At 37.9% G+C, this 22,317-nt stretch carries 17 protein-coding genes; 16 read left to right on the plus strand and 1 reads right to left on the minus strand.

Annotation, left to right across the window (positions count from 1 at the left end; translation table 11 throughout):
* Nucleotides 1–52 precede the first annotated feature (52 nt).
* Nucleotides 53–709, minus strand: a complete 657-nt coding sequence (locus K7399_RS15655; protein ID WP_028983251.1) for a potassium channel family protein — start codon at nt 707–709, stop codon at nt 53–55.
* A 596-nt stretch (nt 710–1,305) separates the two neighbouring features.
* Here K7399_RS15655 and galU point away from each other — a divergent pair.
* From galU to K7399_RS15735, 16 genes are all read left to right on the plus strand, one after another.
* Nucleotides 1,306–2,187 (plus strand): UTP--glucose-1-phosphate uridylyltransferase GalU, encoded by an 882-nt coding sequence (gene galU, locus K7399_RS15660; protein WP_139691874.1) that lies wholly within the window; start codon nt 1,306–1,308, stop codon nt 2,185–2,187.
* A gap of 77 nt (nt 2,188–2,264) precedes the next feature.
* Nucleotides 2,265–2,906, plus strand: a complete 642-nt coding sequence (locus K7399_RS15665; RefSeq protein ID WP_223362618.1) for a sugar transferase — start codon at nt 2,265–2,267, stop codon at nt 2,904–2,906.
* 198 nt (nt 2,907–3,104) lie between these two features.
* A complete protein-coding gene (gene rfbA / locus K7399_RS15670) occupies nt 3,105–3,977 on the plus strand; it encodes a glucose-1-phosphate thymidylyltransferase RfbA (protein ID WP_223362394.1) in 873 nt (290 codons plus the stop codon).
* A gap of 22 nt (nt 3,978–3,999) precedes the next feature.
* A complete protein-coding gene (gene rfbC, locus K7399_RS15675; protein WP_420854100.1) occupies nt 4,000–4,572 on the plus strand; it encodes a dTDP-4-dehydrorhamnose 3,5-epimerase in 573 nt (190 codons plus the stop codon).
* Nucleotides 4,572–5,594 carry a dTDP-glucose 4,6-dehydratase gene (gene rfbB / locus K7399_RS15680; RefSeq protein ID WP_223362395.1) on the plus strand — a complete coding sequence of 341 codons (1,023 nt, stop codon included), beginning with the start codon at nt 4,572–4,574 and terminating at the stop codon, nt 5,592–5,594. Before rfbC ends, rfbB begins: the two co-directional genes overlap by 1 nt.
* Nucleotides 5,584–6,432, plus strand: coding sequence for a dTDP-4-dehydrorhamnose reductase (gene rfbD / locus K7399_RS15685; protein WP_223362396.1), 849 nt, complete (start codon nt 5,584–5,586; stop codon nt 6,430–6,432). Before rfbB ends, rfbD begins: the two co-directional genes overlap by 11 nt.
* A gap of 8 nt (nt 6,433–6,440) precedes the next feature.
* Nucleotides 6,441–7,361 (plus strand): glycosyltransferase family 2 protein, encoded by a 921-nt coding sequence (locus K7399_RS15690; RefSeq protein WP_223362397.1) that lies wholly within the window; start codon nt 6,441–6,443, stop codon nt 7,359–7,361.
* 48 nt (nt 7,362–7,409) lie between these two features.
* Entirely contained in the window at nt 7,410–8,744 is a 1,335-nt protein-coding gene (locus K7399_RS15695) for an O-antigen polymerase (RefSeq protein WP_223362398.1), read from the plus strand.
* Nucleotides 8,741–9,685 (plus strand): glycosyltransferase family 2 protein, encoded by a 945-nt coding sequence (locus K7399_RS15700; RefSeq protein WP_223362399.1) that lies wholly within the window; start codon nt 8,741–8,743, stop codon nt 9,683–9,685. Before K7399_RS15695 ends, K7399_RS15700 begins: the two co-directional genes overlap by 4 nt.
* 2 nt (nt 9,686–9,687) lie before the next feature.
* Complete coding sequence (locus K7399_RS15705) at nt 9,688–10,806, plus strand: glycosyltransferase family 4 protein (protein WP_223362400.1); 1,119 nt, start codon at nt 9,688–9,690, stop codon at nt 10,804–10,806.
* Nucleotides 10,807–10,820: 14 nt separating this feature from the next.
* Nucleotides 10,821–12,812, plus strand: a complete 1,992-nt coding sequence (locus K7399_RS15710) for an Ig-like domain-containing protein (RefSeq protein WP_223362401.1) — start codon at nt 10,821–10,823, stop codon at nt 12,810–12,812.
* 273 nt (nt 12,813–13,085) lie between these two features.
* A complete protein-coding gene (locus tag K7399_RS15715; protein ID WP_223362402.1) occupies nt 13,086–14,318 on the plus strand; it encodes a glycosyltransferase in 1,233 nt (410 codons plus the stop codon).
* A 45-nt stretch (nt 14,319–14,363) separates the two neighbouring features.
* Nucleotides 14,364–15,626, plus strand: a complete 1,263-nt coding sequence (locus tag K7399_RS15720) for a flippase (RefSeq protein WP_223362403.1) — start codon at nt 14,364–14,366, stop codon at nt 15,624–15,626.
* Between the two features lie 667 nt (nt 15,627–16,293).
* Nucleotides 16,294–19,800 carry a CDP-glycerol glycerophosphotransferase family protein gene (locus K7399_RS15725; protein ID WP_223362404.1) on the plus strand — a complete coding sequence of 1,169 codons (3,507 nt, stop codon included), beginning with the start codon at nt 16,294–16,296 and terminating at the stop codon, nt 19,798–19,800.
* A gap of 107 nt (nt 19,801–19,907) precedes the next feature.
* Nucleotides 19,908–21,284 (plus strand): DUF6270 domain-containing protein, encoded by a 1,377-nt coding sequence (locus K7399_RS15730; protein ID WP_223362405.1) that lies wholly within the window; start codon nt 19,908–19,910, stop codon nt 21,282–21,284.
* A 776-nt stretch (nt 21,285–22,060) separates the two neighbouring features.
* Complete coding sequence (locus K7399_RS15735) at nt 22,061–22,312, plus strand: hypothetical protein (RefSeq protein ID WP_128166064.1); 252 nt, start codon at nt 22,061–22,063, stop codon at nt 22,310–22,312.
* Nucleotides 22,313–22,317 lie beyond the last annotated feature (5 nt).

Below are 22,317 nucleotides of genomic sequence, written 5' to 3' on the forward strand. Positions count from 1 at the left end.
TCTCCTTATAAATAAAAAATCAACCGCCTCATCACGAAACGGTTCATCCCAATCAGACCCCTTGCTTCTCAAAACGTTCCAAATCTTCACTCTTACCGATAATCAGCAGCACATCGCCGTGCTTCAATTTCAGTTCGCCAATGTTGCGTACGACGACCGAACGATCACGGCGGATCGCGATCACGTTGCAGCCATAGTTGGCGCGCACATCAATTTCCATGATCGACTTGCCGATCAGCCGGTCGGTCACTTCAATTTCAATGATGCTGTAATCTTTAGAAAGCTCGATGTAGTCAAGAATCTTATTGGCCGTCGCCAGATGAGCAATGCGAAAGCCGATTTCCACTTCCGGACGGATAATCTTATCGGCCCCGAGCTTCTTCAGAATCTTCTCATGGTAATCGTTCTGCGCTTTCGCCCAGATCTCCTTAACCCCGGCTTCCTTGAGCAGCAGCGTCGTCAAAATGCTCGCCTGAATGTTGCGGCCGATCGCAACAATCACATGATCGAAATTGCGAATGCCAAGCGCCAGCAGCACCTTCTCATCGGTCGAATCCGCCTGCACCGCCTGCGTCACCACATCCGCGTAATCATTCACTTTATCCAGATCAATATCAATCGCCAGAACCTCGCAGCCCATATTCGTCAGCTCAATGCTGATGCTGGAGCCGAGCTGCCCCAGCCCAATTACTGCAAATTGTTTATTCATCGAAATCGTTCCTTTATATACAGAATGCACGAAATGCAAAAAAACAATACCAAATGATTTCCATATAACTGTATGGGAAAGCACGGAGCGTGTCAAATCGATTTCGGGCAATAACAACCCGCAAGAGGACAGCTTGAGATGCATAGACCAAAACAAGGAGCAGCGTTCAATGAACCAAGGTTAACGCAAAGCAACATAACCAGCAAGGATCGCATGCCCCATCATAACCGGCGACAAAAAATGACACATTCAGCACTTGACTTTGAAATCTTTCTGTAAAAAAAACGTAAATGAACCGCAATCAATTGTAACAAAAGCCGATGCAGCAACGACCCATGACCATCTGCCCATAACTTCCACTTTGCACAAGAAAAAAATATGCTATAATGCTTGTAGCTTGGCGTGTAAAAAATGTCGAGATTTAGAGCAAAGAAGCAGGTGAATGGGGTATAATGGAAGAATCGTTTGCTATATCCTTTCATTAATTCCTTCTATTATAATGATACAGTACACTATTTCCTCAAAATTACGCGAGACTGCAGCAGAGAATAAGCAACCGAGATAATGTGCGTCTCCACGACTCAGGGGGTCTTTTCATGAAGAAAGTCAGAAAAGCAGTCATTCCGGCTGCAGGTTTAGGCACACGCTTCTTACCGGCAACGAAGGCATTGCCTAAGGAAATGCTTCCCATTGTTAATAAACCAACGATCCAGTATATTGTTGAGGAAGCTGTGGAAGCCGGCATTGAAGACATCATCATTGTGACCGGTAAAGGAAAACGGGCCATCGAAGATCACTTTGATACGGCATACGAACTCGAACAAAATTTGATCAAAAAAAATAAACTCGATCTGCTTGAAAAAGTACGTGAACCGTCCAAGATTGATATTCACTATATCCGTCAAAAGTCGCCGCAAGGGCTGGGTCACGCGGTTTGGTGTGCCCGCAAGTTCATCGGTGACGAACCATTCGCCGTTCTGCTTGGCGACGATATTGTTCAGGCAGAAACACCATGCATTAAACAATTAATCAACCAATACGAAAAAACCGGATGCTCCTGCATTGGAGTTAAAGAAGTGCCGGAAAACCAGACGCATCGCTATGGCATCATTGATCCGAAAGCGCAAGATGGTCGCTTATTTGATGTGCGCAAGTTCGTTGAGAAACCGGAAAGCAACCCACCATCGAACATGGCGATCATCGGACGCTACGTGCTCACCCCGGAAATCTTTGACTTCCTTGATAAGAAGGAAATCGGCGCCGGCGGCGAGATCCAATTGACCGATGCGATTCAGAAATTAAATGAACTGCAAGGCGTTTTCGCGTATCAATTCGAGGGCAAACGTTACGATGTAGGCGAAACGCTTGGTTTTGTTCTAACCAACATCGAAATGGCACTTCAAGATAAAACGATTCAGAAGGATGTTCTTAAAGGCATTGAGCGAATCCTTCACAACAACAGACTACCACTTGAATAATGATGGAGGATAAGACAATGGCGATGCCAAAATCAGAAGTTAACGCGCGCTACGTAGAAGAGACACGACGTTCCGAAATGGTACGCGATTTTGGAAGTGGTAGTGTTTCATATATGTTTATTAAAAGATCCTTTGATATATTTGGTGCGGTCATTGGACTCGTACTCAGCTCACCAATATTCTTAGTTGTTTCGATGCTATATCTATTTGGCGAGAATAAAGGACCAGTATTCTTTAAGCAAAAGAGAATTGGTAAAAATGGGCAAGCTTTTTATATTTATAAATTTCGATCAATGGTCGTGAATGCTGAAGAGGTTTTAAAGGCAAATGTGCTATTATATCAAAAATATGTAAATAATAATTATAAGCTTGAGCCGAAAGAAGATCCGAGAATAACTAAATTAGGAAGCCTTTTGCGGAAAACAAGTCTTGATGAGCTTCCACAATTTATCAATGTACTCAAAGGAGAAATGAGTTTAGTAGGCCCAAGGCCTGTTGTAAGTGAGGAATTGAGTGAATATAGGGATCAGAAAAGTAAATTTCTCTCCGCTAAACCAGGAGTAACTGGATATTGGGCGGCTTGCGGGCGAAGCGACATTGAATATCCAGAACGATGTAATGTAGAATTGTATTACATTGACCACATGTCACTGGTACTTGATTTCAAAATAATAGTTCTTACTATTTATTCGGTAATGAGTAGAAAAGGGGCATACTGATTTATATGTCCTTTTTTAATATTCAAAAATTTAAATGCACTTGACCTGAGTTGAAATTGAAAAATTATTTTTTTAAATTAATTACATCATAAAATGAATAGTTTAGTAACGTGACTGTTATTTATTGAAACTAGCTATCCGCATAAGAAGTTCTTAAAAAGATGAAAAACGGATAATGAAATTTAGGAGAGTGAAATAGTGAAAGGCATCATATTAGCTGGTGGCAGTGGTACGCGACTCTACCCAATAACGCGGTCTATTTCGAAACAGTTAGTACCAATTTACGATAAACCGATGATTTACTATCCGCTTTCGGTTCTTATGTTGGCTGGTATCAAAGATATTCTGATCATTTCAACACCACAAGATACGCCGAGGTTTGTTGATCTTCTTGGTGACGGTTCAGATTGGGGGATTAATCTTCAATACAAGGTACAGCCCAGTCCAGATGGCCTTGCACAAGCGTTTATACTCGGTGAAGATTTTATTGGCAATGATAGTGTAGCGTTGATCTTAGGCGATAATATTTTTTATGGTCATGGATTCACTAATATTCTTGAAAAGGCAGCATCACAGAAAGAAGGAGCAACTGTTTTTGGCTATAATGTAAAAGATCCGGAACGCTTTGGTGTTGTTGCTTTTGATGGAACAGGCAAGGTAACCTCAATCGAGGAGAAACCGAAAGTACCGAAATCAAGCTATGCGGTGACTGGGCTTTATTTCTATGATAATCAAGTTGTTGATATCGCCAAGAACATTAAACCATCCGATCGTGGAGAACTTGAAATCACCTCAGTAAATGAAGAATATCTGAAACAAGGTAATCTGAACGTAGAGTTGCTTGGGCGCGGGTTCGCTTGGCTGGATACTGGAACGCATGAATCGTTGCTGGATGCTTCTTTATTCATACAAACCGTAGAGAAGCGTCAAAGCCTCAAAGTGGCATGTCTTGAGGAAATAGCATTCCGAAAAGGTTATATTGATACAGAAAAATTGTATGAATTGGCACAGCCATTGAAGAAAAACGGTTACGGTCAATATTTGCTTCGCTTGCTTAAAGATCAAAAATAATGCGTGTAATGAGGGGTTATAAATGTCAAAGATTAAAGTTACAGATACCTTCTTAAAAGGTGTCAAAATTATTGAACCAAAAGCATTTGGTGATAATCGCGGCTATTTCATGGAAAGCTATAATGCTGAAGAACTAGCTGAGAATGGAATACATACAAAATTCATTCAAGACAACCAGTCACTTTCTAGTGAGCCCGGGATTGTGCGCGGACTTCACTATCAATTAAACCCGAAATGTCAGACCAAATTACTTCGAGCACTAACGGGTGCTATTCTCGATGTTGTTGTTGACATTCGTAAGTGTTCACCTACCTTTGGCAAATGGGGCGGATTTATTCTTAGTGAATACAACAAACGTCAATTACTGATTCCAAAAGGATTTGCCCATGGATTTTGCACGTTGACGCCAAATGTGAACGTCTTCTATAAAGTCGATGAATACTATGCACCGGAATACGATCGCGGTATTCTTTGGAACGATCCGGCTATTGGCATTGATTGGCCGGTCAGCGATCCAATCCTTTCCGAAAAAGATAAGAATCATCCGTTACTAGAAGATGCGGAAATGAATTTTGAAGTAGGAGTTGAAGACTGATGCGCTTACTTGTTACCGGCGGTGCCGGATTTATCGGCAGTAATTTTGTTCATCATATGATTAACTTTCATCCGGAAGACACCGTGGTCAACTATGACTTGCTGACCTATGCGGGCAACCTGGAGAATCTAAAGGACGTTGAAGACCATCCGAATTATCATTTTGTGAAAGGCAACATCTGCAATCGAGAACTCGTTGAATACGTTGTTGATCAGTATGCGATTGACACGATCGTAAACTTTGCAGCAGAATCCCATGTTGACCGCAGTATTACTGAGCCGGATTTGTTTGTGAAGTCAAATGTACTTGGCACCCAAACACTGCTTGACGTTGCTAAAGAGAAAAAGATTAATAAGTATCTGCAGATTTCTACAGATGAAGTCTACGGTTCCTTAGGTCCGGACGGCTATTTTACCGAAACAACACCGCTCGCACCGAACAGTCCGTATTCCGCCAGCAAGGCATCTGCCGATCTGATGGTTCGCGCCTACTATGAAACGTTCGGCATGAATGTGAATATAACCCGCTGCTCGAACAACTACGGACCTTATCATTTTCCCGAAAAGCTGATTCCGCTGATGGTAACAAATGCACTAGAAGGCAAGGAACTGCCGGTTTATGGCGATGGCAAGAATATTCGCGACTGGCTCTATGTTGAAGACCACTGTGCAGCGATTGATTTAGTACTTCACAAAGGAAAACCAGGTGAAGTCTACAATGTTGGCGGACATAATGAAAAACGCAACATTGATATCGTTGAATTAATTGTTGATACGCTTGGTAAATCACGCGATCTGATTAAGCATGTTTCCGATCGCCTTGGACATGATCGCCGCTATGCGATTGACCCAACGAAGATTGAAACCGAACTTGGCTGGAAGCCGCACTATAACTTCGACTCCGGCATTAAAGAAACGATTCAATGGTACCTCGATCACGAAGACTGGTGGCGCAAGATTAAGTCCGGTGAGTATATGAATTACTATAAGAAGCAATATGGAGCAAAAAGTTATGTCAAGTAAGATACTCGTCACCGGCGGTCACGGACAACTCGGTACGGAACTAACGCTAATGCTTAAAGACAAAGGATTCGAAGCCTACAGTTTGGGGCACAGAGAGCTGGATATCACCGATCTTGAGCACGTTCGTTCCGTCTTCCGTGAGATTAAGCCAGATGTTGTCTGTCACACGGCTGCGTATACAGCAGTTGATAAAGCGGAAACAGATCGTGACGGTGCCTTTCTTGTCAATGCCTATGGGACACGCAACGTCGCCATTGCCGCAGAAGAGATCGGTGCCAAACTCGTTTATGTAAGCACGGATTATGTGTTTAACGGAGAAAAAGAAGGTGCCTACAGCGAATTCGATTTTCCGTCACCGCTTGGTGTGTATGGCCAGTCCAAGTATGCCGGCGAACAATTCGTTCGTGATTTCCACTCCAAGTTCTTCATTGCACGTACCTCTTGGGTATACGGTCAATACGGCGGCAACTTTGTGAAAACGATGCTAAAGCTCGCTGAAACCCATGATCAGCTCAAAGTGGTTAATGACCAACGCGGCTGCCCAACCTATACAAAGGACCTTGCAGAAAAAATTATCGAGCTGTTTCAAACGGATAAGTATGGTGTATACCATCTCTCTAATTCAGGAAGTTGCACGTGGTATGAATTCGCAAAGGCAATTTTTGAAATTAAAGGGTTGGATGTTACAGTTAATCCATGCACCACAGAAGAATTTCCGCGTCCAGCAAAACGCCCGAAGAATTCGGAGTTTGAGCATATGGCACTGAGGTTGAATGGGTTCGAGGATATTAGAAAATGGAAGAAAGCACTATTCAATTTTATTGAAAAAATTAAATGAGGTTTACCATGATGAAACAGGCTGCAGTTGCAATAGTTATCGTTAACTGGAACGGGTATAAAGACACAATTGAATGCTTGGAAAGTTTGAATAGCAATCTTTATTCAAATTTTAAAGTGTTTCTTGTGGATAATTGTTCTAAAAATAATTCATATCAACTTTTACAACAAGATATTGATACAAACAAATATCAATATGACATTGAACTGATGCAGACTGAGGAGAATCTGGGTTTTGCTGGCGGAAATAATTTTGCTCTTAAAAAAGCCATGAAGCAGAATTATAAATATTATTGGTTATTAAATAATGATACAATTGCTAAAGCTGATTCCCTGTCACTACTGGTGGATTTCTTGGAAAAAAATAGCAATGTAGGGATAACAGGATCTAAAATATACTACAATAACACGAATATGATTTGGTTTGTTGGCGGGAAATTCAATAGAAAAACTGGTAAAATAGCACATATAGGTTATAAAGATGTTGATCATGGCAGCTATAATCAAATTACGGAAGTCGACTATATAACAGGCTGTAGTATGCTTGTACGTCATTCCGTTTTTGAAGAGATCGGATTAATGAAAGAAGACTATTTCTTATATTTTGAAGAAACTGATTTTAATGTTCGGGCTCGAAAAAAAGGCTGGGATATAAAAATTAATCCGCAATCAGTAATTTATCATAAGGTATCCATTTCTTCAGGTGGAGAACAAAGAAATCAAGCACCATATGTTGCCTATTATGATTTAAGAAATGGGTATTGGATTTGCAAAAGAAATTTTTCCGGCTTACACGTAAGGGCATTTCTCTACATGATGTATAAGAGTGTTAAGAAGATCGGTAAAATTTATTTGTTAAATCAACCCCAAAAGGGTACTCGATTAAAATATATCTATCATGGTGTTATAGATGCCCTGATAAAACCCTGAAGTTGACTTAATTTATTTCTAAAACTAACAATATTTGAGGATGTATTTATGTTAATTCTAAATTGGATTTTACTAAGTGCTAATTTGCTCGCTGCTCTCTATGGCATTGCAACGTGCATTCATAAAGGTAGAGTAGAACTAAATTATGTATCATTGTTTAGTGTTGGATTTATTTTCTACTGGGTAACGCCAATAATGCTAATGCAAACGCGGCTTATTTCTTATATAGAATTTCCGCTAAAGGAAAATTGGATCGGCATATATCATTCGATTGGTACAATGCGAATGAACCAATTTTTAGTTTTCTCTTTGATCTTTTTTATCTGCTTTTTTTGCGGAAGTTTAATCAAATTTCGAGAACACACTGTGATTGATAAAAGTGATGCATCAGAAAAGTGGGATTTGAGAGCAATTAATATAATCCTAATTGGAGTTGGCATTTTACTTTTGTATTTTGTATTTCAATTTAGAGGGGCTCTATTTACGGGCTATAATAAAATTGACTGGGCACAAACAGGTCAAAAGGGTAATTTAGTCGGTACTTCTTTAATTTTCATGAATTTAATCTTATTGAAGAACTTAATGAAACAGAAATATAAAAAAGTATTGAATTTAAAGCATTATTTTATCAGTATTGAAATGGTATTTTTTCTCACAATACAAGTCATGATTTTGTCTTTGGGAACACGAATTTACTTTTTAATATCATTAATAGCCATTATCATGTTTGCAAGCATTTTTATTACTAAGTTTAAAACGAAGTATGTTATTCTAGGTACCTTATTTTTGGTGATCCTCATAAGTTGTGTAGGCTTATTTAGATATGGGTTTAACCTATCAGAAGTGAATTTTTTATCGCCGGTTAATAACATTTTGCAGGAGACAATGCTGAATAGCTTCTCATTAATAGCAACGATCAATTTTAATCATTGGGGAATTATTAGGTTTCCAATTTATCTCATGCAGGATACATTGAATGGCGTTTTGTCTCATTTACCTGTACACCTTCCTGCACATGATCCATCGAAAGCTGGTTATCCTTTGTACTCACCAGTAGGGGGCACAAGTTTATTTTACTCTTTAATCATTAACTTCGGTTTCATAGGTTCATTCATCTTTGCATTTGCAGTGTCCAGTTTGTTGAATTATTTAAGAAATACAAAAACCTTATACACCAATGCTGTTTATGTATGCTTATCGTCAACATTAATCTTTACGTTCTTCCGTGATAACTTTTATATTTCAATCATAAAAGTTGGTATACAGGATTTTGTTGTCTTCCCAGCTATTGTCCTATTGACCATATGGTGTTTATATTTTGTTTACCATAAGTTCTTTGATAAAAATAAGTTAAAAAGCAATCAAAAAAGGAAAATTAAATGAAAATATCAATCATTATACCCACGTATAATCCTGGCAAGACATTTGAAGGCAATTTTGAAAAGATAGAGCAGAATATAAAAAATGTAAGCTTGGAAAGCGAAGTGGTCATCGTTGACTCAGGAAGCACCGATGGTGGCTTGGACTTTCTAAAGCATAAGAATGTACGGTTAATCGAAATTAAATCGAGCGAATTTAATCATGGTGGTACAAGGAATATGGCTGCTAAAATCGCGAATGGTGATCTTTTGGTTTATATGACTCAAGATGCAGTTTTAGCAAAAAATACATCAATAAAATCGCTTATATCTCCATTGTTAATGAATAAAAAGTTAGGTATTGCTTATGGGAGACAACTCCCTCGGAAAGATGCGGATGTCTTTGCAAGATCTGCACGTGAGTTTAATTATCCAAATAAGGACAGAATTCAATCCTTTTCTGATATAAATAATTTAGGCATTAAAACTATTTTTGTGTCTAATTCATTTGCAGCCTATAAAAAAGATGTTTTATTCTCAATAGCTGGAGGATTCCCTGAGCACACAATTTTCGGCGAGGATACTTTTGTTGCTGCAAAATTAGTTCTAGAGAAATATTCGATTGCTTATGTAGCTGATGCTGAAGTTTTCCATTCACATAACTATACGATTATGGAAGAATTTCATAGATATTTTGATATAGGTGTATTCCATTCAAAAGAGAAATGGATATTAGATCGTTTTAGAGCGCCTGAATCTGAAGGAGCCAGATTTATTAAATATCAGCTTAAAGAACTTTGGGACAATAAAAAAGTGTATTTGCTTTTCAGTCTGATTTTCAGAAATGGAATGAAATATTTGGGGTATAAAATGGGTAGATCAGAACGCCATCTTCCATTAAAAATAAAAAAACGTTTAAGTATGCACCGGGCATTTTGGGATTCACCAACGAAAGAGGGGCAATAAATATGAAGATAGGAATAAATGCAACAATTCTTGATGATAAGCCCACGGGCTTAGGAATTTTTACATTAAATATTATAAACCAATTAGCGGACATTCTAGATGAAAAGGATGAATTGGTCATTTACACATCGGTACCTTCCTATTTCGAAAATTTGAATGTTACAGTTAGAAAGGTAACAGATTCTGTTCAGCCTAAAAATGGGAAAAAAGCTGGATTAATTAGATTTTTATGGACGCAGTTTATGTTCCCTATTCTCTTTTATAGGGATAAATGTGATATTATGTATTCTACAACCCATCATGGAAATTTGTTCCTAACAAAAAAACAGGTTTTAACAATCCATGACTTACTGCCCATCAAATTTCCAAATCAATATATGTTACAAAATCTTTATTTTAAAACCATTATCCCTCATTTAATCAAAAAAAGCCCTTTTCTTTTTACTGTATCCGATAATACCCGAAAAGATATAGTAGATCATTACCACTACGCTAGTGACAAAATAGGCGTTATTTATAACTCATATGACAAAGAACATTTTTATCATCATGATGAAGAGTCGTTTAAAGAACGCTTTGGAGACTATTTACTATTTCTAGGTGCGTCTTACCCACATAAAAATGTTGAACGAACAATAAAAGCATTTTTAAACTTCAAGGCTCATTCAGAAAATAAAATTAATCTGTTAATTGTTAATAGAGTAAATGACTATTTAGATAGTGTTAAAAATAAATTTAGATCAAATAAAACTTTTCTTGAAAATGTTAAATTTGTAGATTACGTTAGTTATAATGAATTGCCCATATTATATTCAAATGCAGTTGCTTTGATATACACGTCGATGTATGAAGGATTTGGCATACCTCCACTTGAAGCAATGGCTTGCGGATGTCCTGTTGTTGCCTCAAATAATTCATCAATACCGGAAGTTTGTGGTAGTCATGCACTTTATATTGATCCATATGATGAGATGTCTATTTTCCAAGGAATGAAACAGATCGTGGAAGATCAAAAGCTTAGAAAGGACCTTTCAGCCCACGGTTATGCTCAAACAGCGAAGTTTGATTGGGCACAAAGCGCTCAAAACTTATATCGCGAATTAAATAATTTGCACCTTTAAGCCTTTATAGGGAGATGGTGAAACTGGCCAAATATTTTGTTAAACTTGCATTTATTTCATTGTTGATTGTTATAGGATTATTATTTAAGAGTAATGTTAGTTATGCTGAAAGTAATACATCCCTTAAAGCGATGGGATTCATTGATGACCTCTCGAATGGAAGTATAGTAACTGGGATTAAAGATATACACGGCTGGTTTCTGGATGGAAGTATTGTGGATAAGATTGATGTTATGGTTGATGGTGATTACATAGATCGTGCAACTTATGGATTATCAAGACCAGATGTCGGCAATAGATATCCAGACTATCAGAATAACAATTCTGGTTTTAATTACAATCTTAATACTCGGATACTATCGAATGGAATACATACAGTAACCTTTAGAGAAACGGGCAAAAATGGTGAGATAAATGACCAAAGCATTCGGTTAAATATTCAGAATCCATCTGCGATGGGATTTATTGATGATCTGTCCAACGGTAGCATAGTGTATGGGATAAAAGAAATACATGGATGGTTTTTAGATAGCAATACAGTAGATAAAATAGACGTGCTCATTGATGGTAACTACCGAGATCGTGCGATCTATGGGCTATCTAGACCAGATGTAGGACAGACTTATCCAATATATGGTAATAATAATGCTGGTTTTAAGTATACGCTCAACACAAGAGCTCTGTCGAATGGAATACATACAATTACATTTAGAGAGACAGGTAGAAATGGTAAGGTAAAAGATGAAAGTGTCCGACTAAATATCCAGAATCCACCGGCAATAGGATTTATTGATGATCCTACTGAGGGTAGCAAAGTAGATGGGACAAAAGAAATACAAGGCTGGTTTTTGGACGGTAGTATTGTAGACAAGATTGACGTAATGATTGATGGCGCATATAAGGATCGTGCTACCTATGGCATCTCAAGACCAGATGTTGGCAGAGCTTTTCCAGCCTACGACAACAATAATGCAGGTTTTAGATATTACCTTGATACAAGAGTTCTAACTAATGGGAAACATCAGATAACCTTCAGAGAGACAGGTAGAAATGGCAAAATAAAAGATCAGAGTGTTCAACTAAACGTTGAGAATCCTTCGGCAAAAGGATTTATCGACGATCTAAATGATGGAGCGCAGATACAGGGAATTCAAACATTTCGTGGTTGGTATTTAGATGGAAGTATCGTAGATAAAATTGATGTAATGATTGACGGTCAATATCGATACAGAGCAACTTATGGAAAGTACCGTCCTGATGTAGGGCAGGCATTCAAAGAATACCATAATAATTACGCAGGATTTGATTTTAAACTGGATACTCAAGAATTAGGGAATGGCTGGCATACAATAACCTTCAGAGAAGCTGGCCGAAATGGAGCCATTAATGATCTTAATATTCGAGTGAATATAAAAAATATACCAGCTCATAGCTTTGTAGATCTTGATCTTAAAAAAGCTTCAAATATTTCTCTGGATGAACTCATAAATTATGTGAAACCAAGAGCAAAGAATCATCCCTCTAGCATCTTTAACAATGATGGGATATTACGTGAAGTCCTTCAATCTGCGATAAATGCTGAAAAAATATATGGAGTTAACGCACAATATCTGATTGCTCACGCAATATGGGAATCTGGATGGGGAGAATCCAGTATATCCAAATATAAACATAATCTGTTTGGATATGGTGCTTATGATGCTAATCCATTCAATGGTGCCTATTATTTTCCAACATATCAAGAAGGAATTTATTACGTTGCATATAAAATCAGGAGCAACTATCTTGAGGAAAATGGTCCATACTATTGGAAAAGTCCAACTTTAGAGGGAATGAATCATTACTATGCTACAGATAATAATTGGAGTAATGGAATTGCGGGTGTGATGAAATCTATTAAACCATTCAACACCGACTATTATGCTAGTCAGCCAGAAATGATAACTTCATCAGTGAATAACAAAAAATACGGAAGTGCTATCCCTGTTGGACAACCTAGACCGTAATGCTCTTCTTTAAATCTATTAAAATCTTTATCAGATTGGCGAAAGTCCTTTGCTATCCAGGATTTTCGCCTTTCATTGCATAATTAAATTTTTCATCAGTGTTTTGAGTTTATGATATAATTTATAACTGAAAATCAAACAAACTCAGTTTTTGAAATCTTTTCAGTAAAAATTGAATTGGATTTTATTCGTTTAAAATTACTCTGGATTGAGAATATTAAATTTGAACGATGAGTATTAGAAAGTCTTTATATTGATATTGGAGTGGATCATTTGTCGGTTAAACTATTAGTCATTTCACCATTTGTTCCCTATGATCATGTCGACCATGCAGGCGGGCAAATTCACAACTTTTATTTGAAGAAATTTCAGAAATCACCACATTTTGACTTGAGATTGTTAACGTGTGCTTTTGAAAGTGAATTAAATAAGATAGATTTAGGTTCACATAACATAGATAATGAACTTATTATTAAGAAAAGCGGTATGGGACGAATCATTCGGGGAATTTATAATCTTAATAGTCGTTTTAATTTGTTTAATACATATGGAGGGGAATTAAGCGGTTTTTTCAAATCTAAAGTATTAACTCATTTAAGAAAACTAAAAAAAGAAAAGTATAATCCTGATGTAATTATATTGGTATGGACTCAATCAGCGTTTCTAATTGAAAAGATTCAGGAATATTATCCGCATGCAAAATATATTTTAGTTGAGCATGATGTTACTTTTCTTGGCATGAAAAGAAAATATAACTTAGAAAACAATAAGTTTAGAAAAGCTATTAAATATATACAGTATAAAAATGAAAAAAAAGCTGAATTAACTGCTATAGAAAAAGCTCATCTAACTTTGACATTTAATGATAAAGATAAAAATTTACTAATTAAAAATGGGGTAGATAGAGCCCATGTGAAAACAATTACACCTTTTTACCATAATTATAATTATCGACAAACATCAAAAAGTAAAAATATACTTTTCTTTGGTGCCATGAGCCGTCCAGAAAACTATGAAAGTTGTATTTGGTTCATTGAAAATGTTTTTTTAAAATTACATAATCAGGATCTTGAATATAAGTTCTATGTGGTTGGTGGCAATCCTAACCCAAAATTATTAAAGTATAAGAGCAGGAATATTATTATTACCGGTTTTGTACAAAATTTAGAAGAGTATTTTGAAAAATGTATGTGTTTGGTTGCACCGTTACTTTTAGGAGCAGGAATTAAAATAAAAATACTAGAAGCGATGAGTGCGGGGATTCCCGTATTAACCAATGATATCGGGATTGAAGGGATACCAGCAGAAGATAATGTTAGCTACCTTCATTGCAATAGTGAGCAAGACTATATTGATAAAATAAATAAAATGGAAAAGAATGAAATTGACCGTAACTATATTTCGAGAAATGCAAAATCAATGCTAAATAAGTATTTTAATTTGGACCGTGAATTTGAAAAATACAGTAATGAAGTGTTGGGAGTACTTAAAAGAAAAAATAGGTAAGGTGATTAGTAGCCAACAGTGAAATGAATGATAAGGAGCTTCTAAATGGATGTTGTAAAAAGATTGTTTAATAACTTTCTGCCTTTATTAATTTTAAGAGGTTTTGAATATATTTTGCCGCTAATGACGGTTCCTTACTTGGTTAGAATTTTGGGTAAATCCGGTTATGGATCAATGGCACTTTCTATGTCGCTTGCAACTTTCTTCACAGTATTTACGAATTACGGATTTGAGTTTACTGCTACGAGAAAGATATCGATCAATAAGAATTCTGTAAATACCGTATCAAGATATTATTCTGTTGTATTAACAGCGAGGCTAATGCTGCTTTTTGTTAGTTTCATACTGATGAATATACTTGTGTTTTCACTAAAGTCTTTTTCTGTTGAGTGGGAGCTATACTATATCGCATTTATTTATGTCATTGGATACGCACTATTTCCTGTATGGTTCTTCCAAGGCATGGAAAGAACCAAATATATCTCTATTGTTACGATAGTACCAAGAGCAATTTTTGCAGGTTTAATATTTGTCTGCATTAAAGGTGTAGACGACTTATTCCTCTCGGTACTGCTTCAATCCGCGCCATTACTATTGTCTGGGATAATGAGTGTATATATTGTAAGAACGAAATTTCATATTAAATATCAAATTCCTACACTGAATGAAATCAAAGAATGTTTGAAAGATGGTTTTGGAATTTTTTTGAGTTCATTCATGACTTATGTTCTAGCTTCAAGTGGAACTTTAGTTTTGGGGATGTTTGCTAATCGAGGAATCGTTGGGGTATATTCAGCCATTGAAAAAATAACTAAAGCAATAATAGGGATGTTCTCACCATTTTTTCAAGCAATATTTCCTTATATTAGTGAAAAATTTAATGAGAACTATCAAGCTGGAATCAAGTTTTTGAAGAAAACCAGTAAATATGTGATAGTCTTCTCCATAATCGTTATGTTCATTATGATTGGATTATCAAGTAAAATATTAGTATTACTGTATGGGAAATCGTACGATCAATATAGTTTATGTTTGCAATTATTTTCTATTTGGGTTTTATTTTCAATTGTCAATAATTTTATTGGAATACAATATTTAATAGCATCTGGAAAGCAGAGTCTATACAGTAAAAGTTTCACAATATCATCTTTGATGACATTAGTATTATTTTTTACATTAATTCCCTTTTTTACTTTATATGGTACAATAATTGGTGTCGTGAGTGGTGAAATAGTTTTAACGTGTGTCATGATTATATTTATAAAAAGGGCTTCTAAGACATCTAAATTAACGGTAGAAAGAAAATGATACTTACTGAATCGTGAAGTGATCCATGGACTGGGTTTTTAAGTATACTGGTTTAAAAGAGTTAAAATCCACGAGTGAAGGTAGCGATAAAGATAAATAAAAAGAATGTTTGGAAATTGTTCAGTTTAGTTTTCATCTTCTAGTAACGAAAAGTATACTTGGAATTAAACTGTATCAAAATACATCATGAACCTCTCATTATGCGCGACTCATTCGAGTAGTTTAGGTAACAAATACACCTCAGCTCATGCATGACACAAGGACTTGCTCTCAATTCACTCCAGAACTTGGGGTAATGCTTTAGAGGACTTTTTGAGCATCGCGAATTGAACACAAAGCAATTGATAAAAAGAATGGGGTGATCGCCTCATTTTTTTTTGATTGTTTATACTAATTAAACGACCCGAATTTTTTATCTCTTGACACCTCCTTTCCATTGCGGTATTTTGACAAGTGATCCCGAAAAATGATGCGCTTTTACGAAGATATTATAAAGACATGCTTGATCATTGGATAGGAACATCGCGCATTTAATGAATTGCTGTCAATTGAATTGATGACTGCTAAAGGAGAAATGGACAAGTTGGGAAAGCTGAAGAAGGTAATAAAAAGAAGGCTGCGTTTCATATTCGGCCCATTGGTATATGGTTTAAAGCAAAGTCACCGCATGAGAAGACTTTACGCCAAGTATTATGATCGGACCAACATAAAAAAGAACGTTATCCTTTATGAAAGCAGAGATGGGCGTAGTATCACCGATTCGCCCTATGCAATGTTCAAGTATTTATTAAAACATGATCACGAGAAGAAGTACACGCATATATGGAGTATTGTTGCAGGTGATGCGGAACTTGATGAGATCATTAAGGACTATGCGGGATCGACCAACGTTCAGTTTGTCATTCGTAATTCACGCGACTACGTAAAGGCATTAACAGAAGCGGAATTTTTAATTACCAACTCGACCTTTCAAACGTTTTTTGTTCCTAAAGAGGGGCAGAAGTATATCAATACATGGCATGGGACACCGTTGAAAACAATGGGGTTCGATATTCCGGGAAATCCGGCGCATTCCCAGAATGTGCTGCGTAACTTTCTTTCTGCACAGTATCTTTTGAGTCCGAATGCGCACACGACCATGATGTATACCAAGAGCTATAAGTTGGATGGTCTGTATCGCGGCGAGATTTTAGAAAGCGGTTATCCGCGAATTGATTTGACCTTGACTACGCCGAAAGCAGAGGTCTTGGGCAAGCTCAGAAAGATGCGTGTACGCATTGATCCGAATAAGAAAATCTTCCTTTATACGCCGACATGGAAAGGGTCAAACGTTAATCACGCGCAAGGGAATATTCGGCAGATTATTGCGGAAAGGGCGTTCTTGGAGCAAGAACTGGGGGATCACTACAATGTGCTCATTAAGGTACATCCCTTCTTGTACCCGCATGTCAGAGGGCAAAAGGAACTCCAAGGCAAGTTGATACCGGATGTCACCGACACCAATGAGCTGCTCCGTGTTGTCGATTTGCTCGTCACCGATTACTCGAGTATTTTCTTTGACTATCTGGTCACAGGCAAACCGATCATTTTCTATTGCTGGGATAAGGACCTCTACGATACCGAGCGCGGCATGTATATTAAGGCGAATCAATTGCCGGGACCGACGGCATTCAACGTCTGGCAGCTGGTGGACCTGGTGAAACGCGTTAAGGAGATCGAGAAAACGTATAAGGATTCCTATCAAAAAATGAAAGCGCGTTTTGTCAATTATGATGATGGGCATGCAACGGAGCGCTATGTGGACTATATTTTTAATCATAAGCACGGAGAACGGATCAATCGCATCCGCGTAAACAACAATAAGAAGAGAATCCTAATCTATCCGGGTGGTATGAAAAACAATGGCATTACGTCGAGTTTTATTAACTTGACGAATACTATTGATTACAGCAAATACGACGTGACACTCTTTATGAACACACCGCATCGCGCTGAAATATTAAATAACTTGAACAAGGTCAATCCAAATGTGCGCATGCTCTTTAAACCAGGGATCCCGATTTATAAATTGAATGAAATTTATCGAGATAAGCTGATACAGAATCGTTCGTTAAAAGGATATCTGAAGCGCTTGTATCCAAAGAAAGCCTATAAACGCGAAGTCAATCGCTTAATGGGGAATCAGACGTTTGACATCAGCATTGATTTCAGTGGCTACAGCTATTTTTGGGCGAAATATATGATTGAAGCCAATTCGCTGAAAAAGATCTGCTTCATGCACAACGATGTGAAGGCAGACAGCGAGCGGACAATTGGCAACAGACATCCGCATCTGATTAATTTGCGCGGCATTTTTTCACTTTATAACAAATTTGACAAGCTGCTCAGTGTTTCAAAGGCAACGATGGAACTCAATAAAACAAAATTAAAACCGTATGCCAGCGAAGATAAATTCGATTATTCGGTAAACACGATTGATCCGCAGAAAATACTCGGTTTAAACGCGCAGGAAGATGAATCGGTTTCGGAGTCGATGCAGATTAAATCGGTCAAGTTCAATGCACAAGTCACAGGGGATCGTTCAGAAGTTAGGATCTGGCCGGAGTTATCTGATCCGGAAGTCGATCCTCCGGTCATCCATCATGTGCCGAAAGAGGCATCTCTATTTGTTATTGCGGAAGCGAGAAAAGATGGCGAACCGCTCTATTGCAAAATACTCATCAACTCAATTTATGTTGGCTGGATTGAAAAAGGTCACATCGAGTATGTTCCAGATGAGATTCTCGAGCAACGTACCTGCCATGCGTACGGATCAATTCAATGGCCGGGGCACAACGCCTTATGGACAAAGCCATATGATGTACCGGGATGTACGCGTATTTCTGATGCTAAATTCTTAAAGAATGTACTGGTACGTATTCAAGAAGAAGCGGTTACGACAACAGCGAGCTATAACCGGATTACGGTTAAAAATCAAGAATTAGGTTGGTTGGACACCAATGCAATAAAAGTCATTGATGAGGAAACAAGCGTATCGAAACGCCTGCAAAGAGCGCTAAGAGAATTGCTGAATCACGCAAAACATCATCAAGTGATTGCCTCTTTGCCGAACCGGACCCTTGAGGAGGAGCATCTGTCCCTATACGGGAGGGTGACAGAGGATGCAGATCGCTTTACGATAGGGAACAAGCCCTACCCCAACTATGGCTATAAAGCAGTAGGCAACGCAGCTGAATTAGCCGGGAAAACACTAGGCATCCGAAAAAAAAGTACCACAAGAGCAGGCTCCTTCTATCTATGCTGCGATGATCAAGTGACACTTGGTTGGCTGGATGCGCAGGCTATCCGGATTCTCGATGAATCGGAACTGATCAATGTAGCCATTGGGGAGAAAGCGGTTCATTATTCGGTAACACCGAAGCCGGAATCCGATCACTCTGTTTGGAAAGAGCCGTTAGGATTCACGGAAAATGAAAAAATTGCAACGCTCAGTGAGGATACGGACTATATCGTTAAAAAAGAGGTGCAAACGAGTGAAGGCAGCAGTCTCGAACTCTACACGGATCGTTCTGAAAAAGTGGGGTACATTGACAAGAGCGCAGTAGAGCTGAATGAGAATGAGTTAACCAATATAAACGGCGAGTCGATTGGAGCGATTGATTCAAGCTGCTTCAATTTTATTACAATGGGACGCTTGTCACCGGAGAAAAACCAAGCAGAGTTGATCAGAGCGGTTGCAAGACTGGCCGAAGAATACAAAAATGTCCGTCTTTATATATTGGGCAGCGGGCCGCTGAAAAATCAGCTACTTTCAGTCATTTCCGAGCTTGATGTAGCGGATAAGATCTTTTTACTGGGTCAAGTTGATCAGCCGTTCCGAATGATGCGGCAATGCGATTGCTTTGTTCTGTCATCGATTTATGAAGGACAGCCCATGGTGCTTCTCGAAGCCATGACGCTTGGAATGAAAATTATTGCTTCAAACATCATTGCCAATACGTATGTCTTGAAGAATGGAGACTATGGATTACTAACAAAAGGTACGGATAGCGAAAGTATTTATGAAGCTTTAAAAGAAATGTATACACATCCATCAATGCAATTTAAATCGTTCGATTATGAGACCTACAATAAAAGGGCAATTGGTGAATTTTATCAAAAAATTAATGAATGACCGACGAGCGATCATTTAAGTTGGGACAGTGGGCGACAAAGCATTGGAACCGTTAAGTCATTTGTGCGTGACACTATGTAGGAATGAAAAGGGTAAGTGGGAAACCAATGAATAGAATTAAAGTTGCTGTGATCGGAAGCTGCGCCTCGCGCGATAATTTTAATCATCATTTTGTTCCAAATTATAAAGATTTCTTTAAATGCGTGGTCTCGCAAAATCAAATGTCGATGATTTCGCTGATGGCCGATCCGATCCCGTTTCATGCAGATCATGTAACCGGTGATGTGTCGAATTATGCGAAGCTTCATTTTACAACCGAGCTGGAAAAATCCGTACTTTACAATCTTTTAATTAATGATCCGGACTATGTCATCTTGGACTTTTACGCGGATATTTTTTACGGAGCACGGGAAATTAATCAATCGTTAATTACCAATAAAGTGTGGCAGTTTAAGAAGATCAATATTTATAAGAACTTTGAAATCGGTAAAGCGATCTCTATTCCAAAAGAGGAGCAATCCATACTCAAGGCTTGGACGTTGAAAAGAGAAGAACGAACCTTTATGAGGGTGTGGAAGAACAACGTTGATCGTTTTGTTCGATGGATGCAGGAACAGTTGCCCAACTGCAAAATCGTCATCAATCAATCACGATTTACAAATGCGTACTATGATGAGGACAAGGACGAGATCTGCCGGATCACCGATAAATTAAATCATCATTATGACCTCGATCGATTGAACAGGATTTGGTCTGAAATGGATGCCTACGTTATTGAGAAGTACGGCGTACGCTCTATAGCGTTTGGCGATAAAAAGTATCTTGCGGATCCGAATAATCCGTGGGGATTGTTTTATCTGCACTTTGAACATGCTCATTATCTGGATTTTCGCGATAAGTTCTTAAAAATTGTCGTTGACGATTTACTAGAAAATCAAAAGAAACGAAAAAGAATGGAAACCTGTTCCGTGAATTTGATCAAAAATTCAACGTTCAATTACGGGAAAAAATACTGGACCTATTGGCAGGATGAATTTAAGATTCAGCAGAACAGAACAAAATCCAACAGCGTATCACTCACGAGAAAGAATCTGCAACAGGATGCGAACTGCCAGATTTGGTCCAACGCCGTTGAACTTAATGCCGATGGAACAGCCGCATATACGGTATCCTTCGATGTGCGAATTACAGATGTATCTCAGGTTGACGGTGAACAGGCCATTTTCGCGATTCGGCTTTACAATAAACCAAACGATATTTTTCAAAAAGACGCGGTTGCCTTTCACTACTTGACCATGCAGCAGTTTAAAATTAAGAATAAAGAGTGGACAAGATGCTCATTTACCTTTACGCCAACCGAAGGACGATTTATAAAAGTCGGTGCGTACTTGTTTCGCAATGGGACGGTTGCATGGAGAAACATTCAGTTGGAAAAAGGAAGGTACGCGACACCGTGGAAGCCTGGGTATAGAGAAGCACAATGAACATCTTGAAGAGCAATATGACCGTATTAAGGCCAAATGCTCTTTTTTTTATGCAAATGCGGCTGTTTCCTTAATCATCATCGCAAATAGTTTCCTTTGTTTTTGCAAATAAATTCGAAAATTACGATGCGTAAAAGTGAATTTATGCTATAATTTAAACAATTTAAGAATGCGTATGTAAAGTCTTACCTGATAATATTTAGAAAAAATGAATTATGTACTGTTTTATCTAGATGTTTTCCATCAAAGATGCAACCTCAGCAGTTACCATTCAACAGTGCTGGTTTCTAGATTCAATGCCCTCTGCGTTGATCAAATCTGGAAATCAAGGGCAAAACCTTCCGATTGCAATAGCAAATAATCTATTTTAATGAACGAAAAAGAGATGCGCCGCTGTAGGGTCACTCAATCCATGAGCAGTGTAGACTGATCAGCAGAAAATATGAGCGGTTTGTCAGAGAAAAATAGAACCGTTGGGGTTTAATCATGTTTAATCATAATGAAACAATTTTTATTACACTTGCAAATTAACTTTAATCGAACAGCAAAGAATGAATACACAATAATGAAGAATGGGTACGAATGAATATAATAAGAAACCATTCACCAAATCTTTGATGAATGGGACCTTAAAATAGTCGACCCAAAAAGGTTTTTATGTGCTACAATACAAAATGGTACAAAGGTTATCAGACTTATGGCACATGTATCGCTGTGCTTACATTCTGCCCGTCATGCGGACGGATAAGATAAAATTGGATTAAGGAGGAACGGCGATGCTGCAATTTAGTTTTTACTTAGAGTATGATGGGAGACGAACAGTATCCACTTATGATGCACCCACAGAGGTTATTCGTGCGAATGGGTTGCTTGAAGCGCTGTCGCTTTTTGCCGAAAAGAGAAAACTGAAAAAGGCGGGCAGTGAAACGCTTGAGAACGGACAAGTACGGGCGTACTTTATGCAGAAAAAATTGTTCTCTGCACCTAGGGAATATGTGTACATGGTTCGCGAAGCAAACAAGGAATAAAATTT

The organism is Sporolactobacillus terrae (genome assembly GCF_019930545.1).
GTDB lineage: Bacteria > Bacillota > Bacilli > Bacillales > Sporolactobacillaceae > Sporolactobacillus > Sporolactobacillus terrae.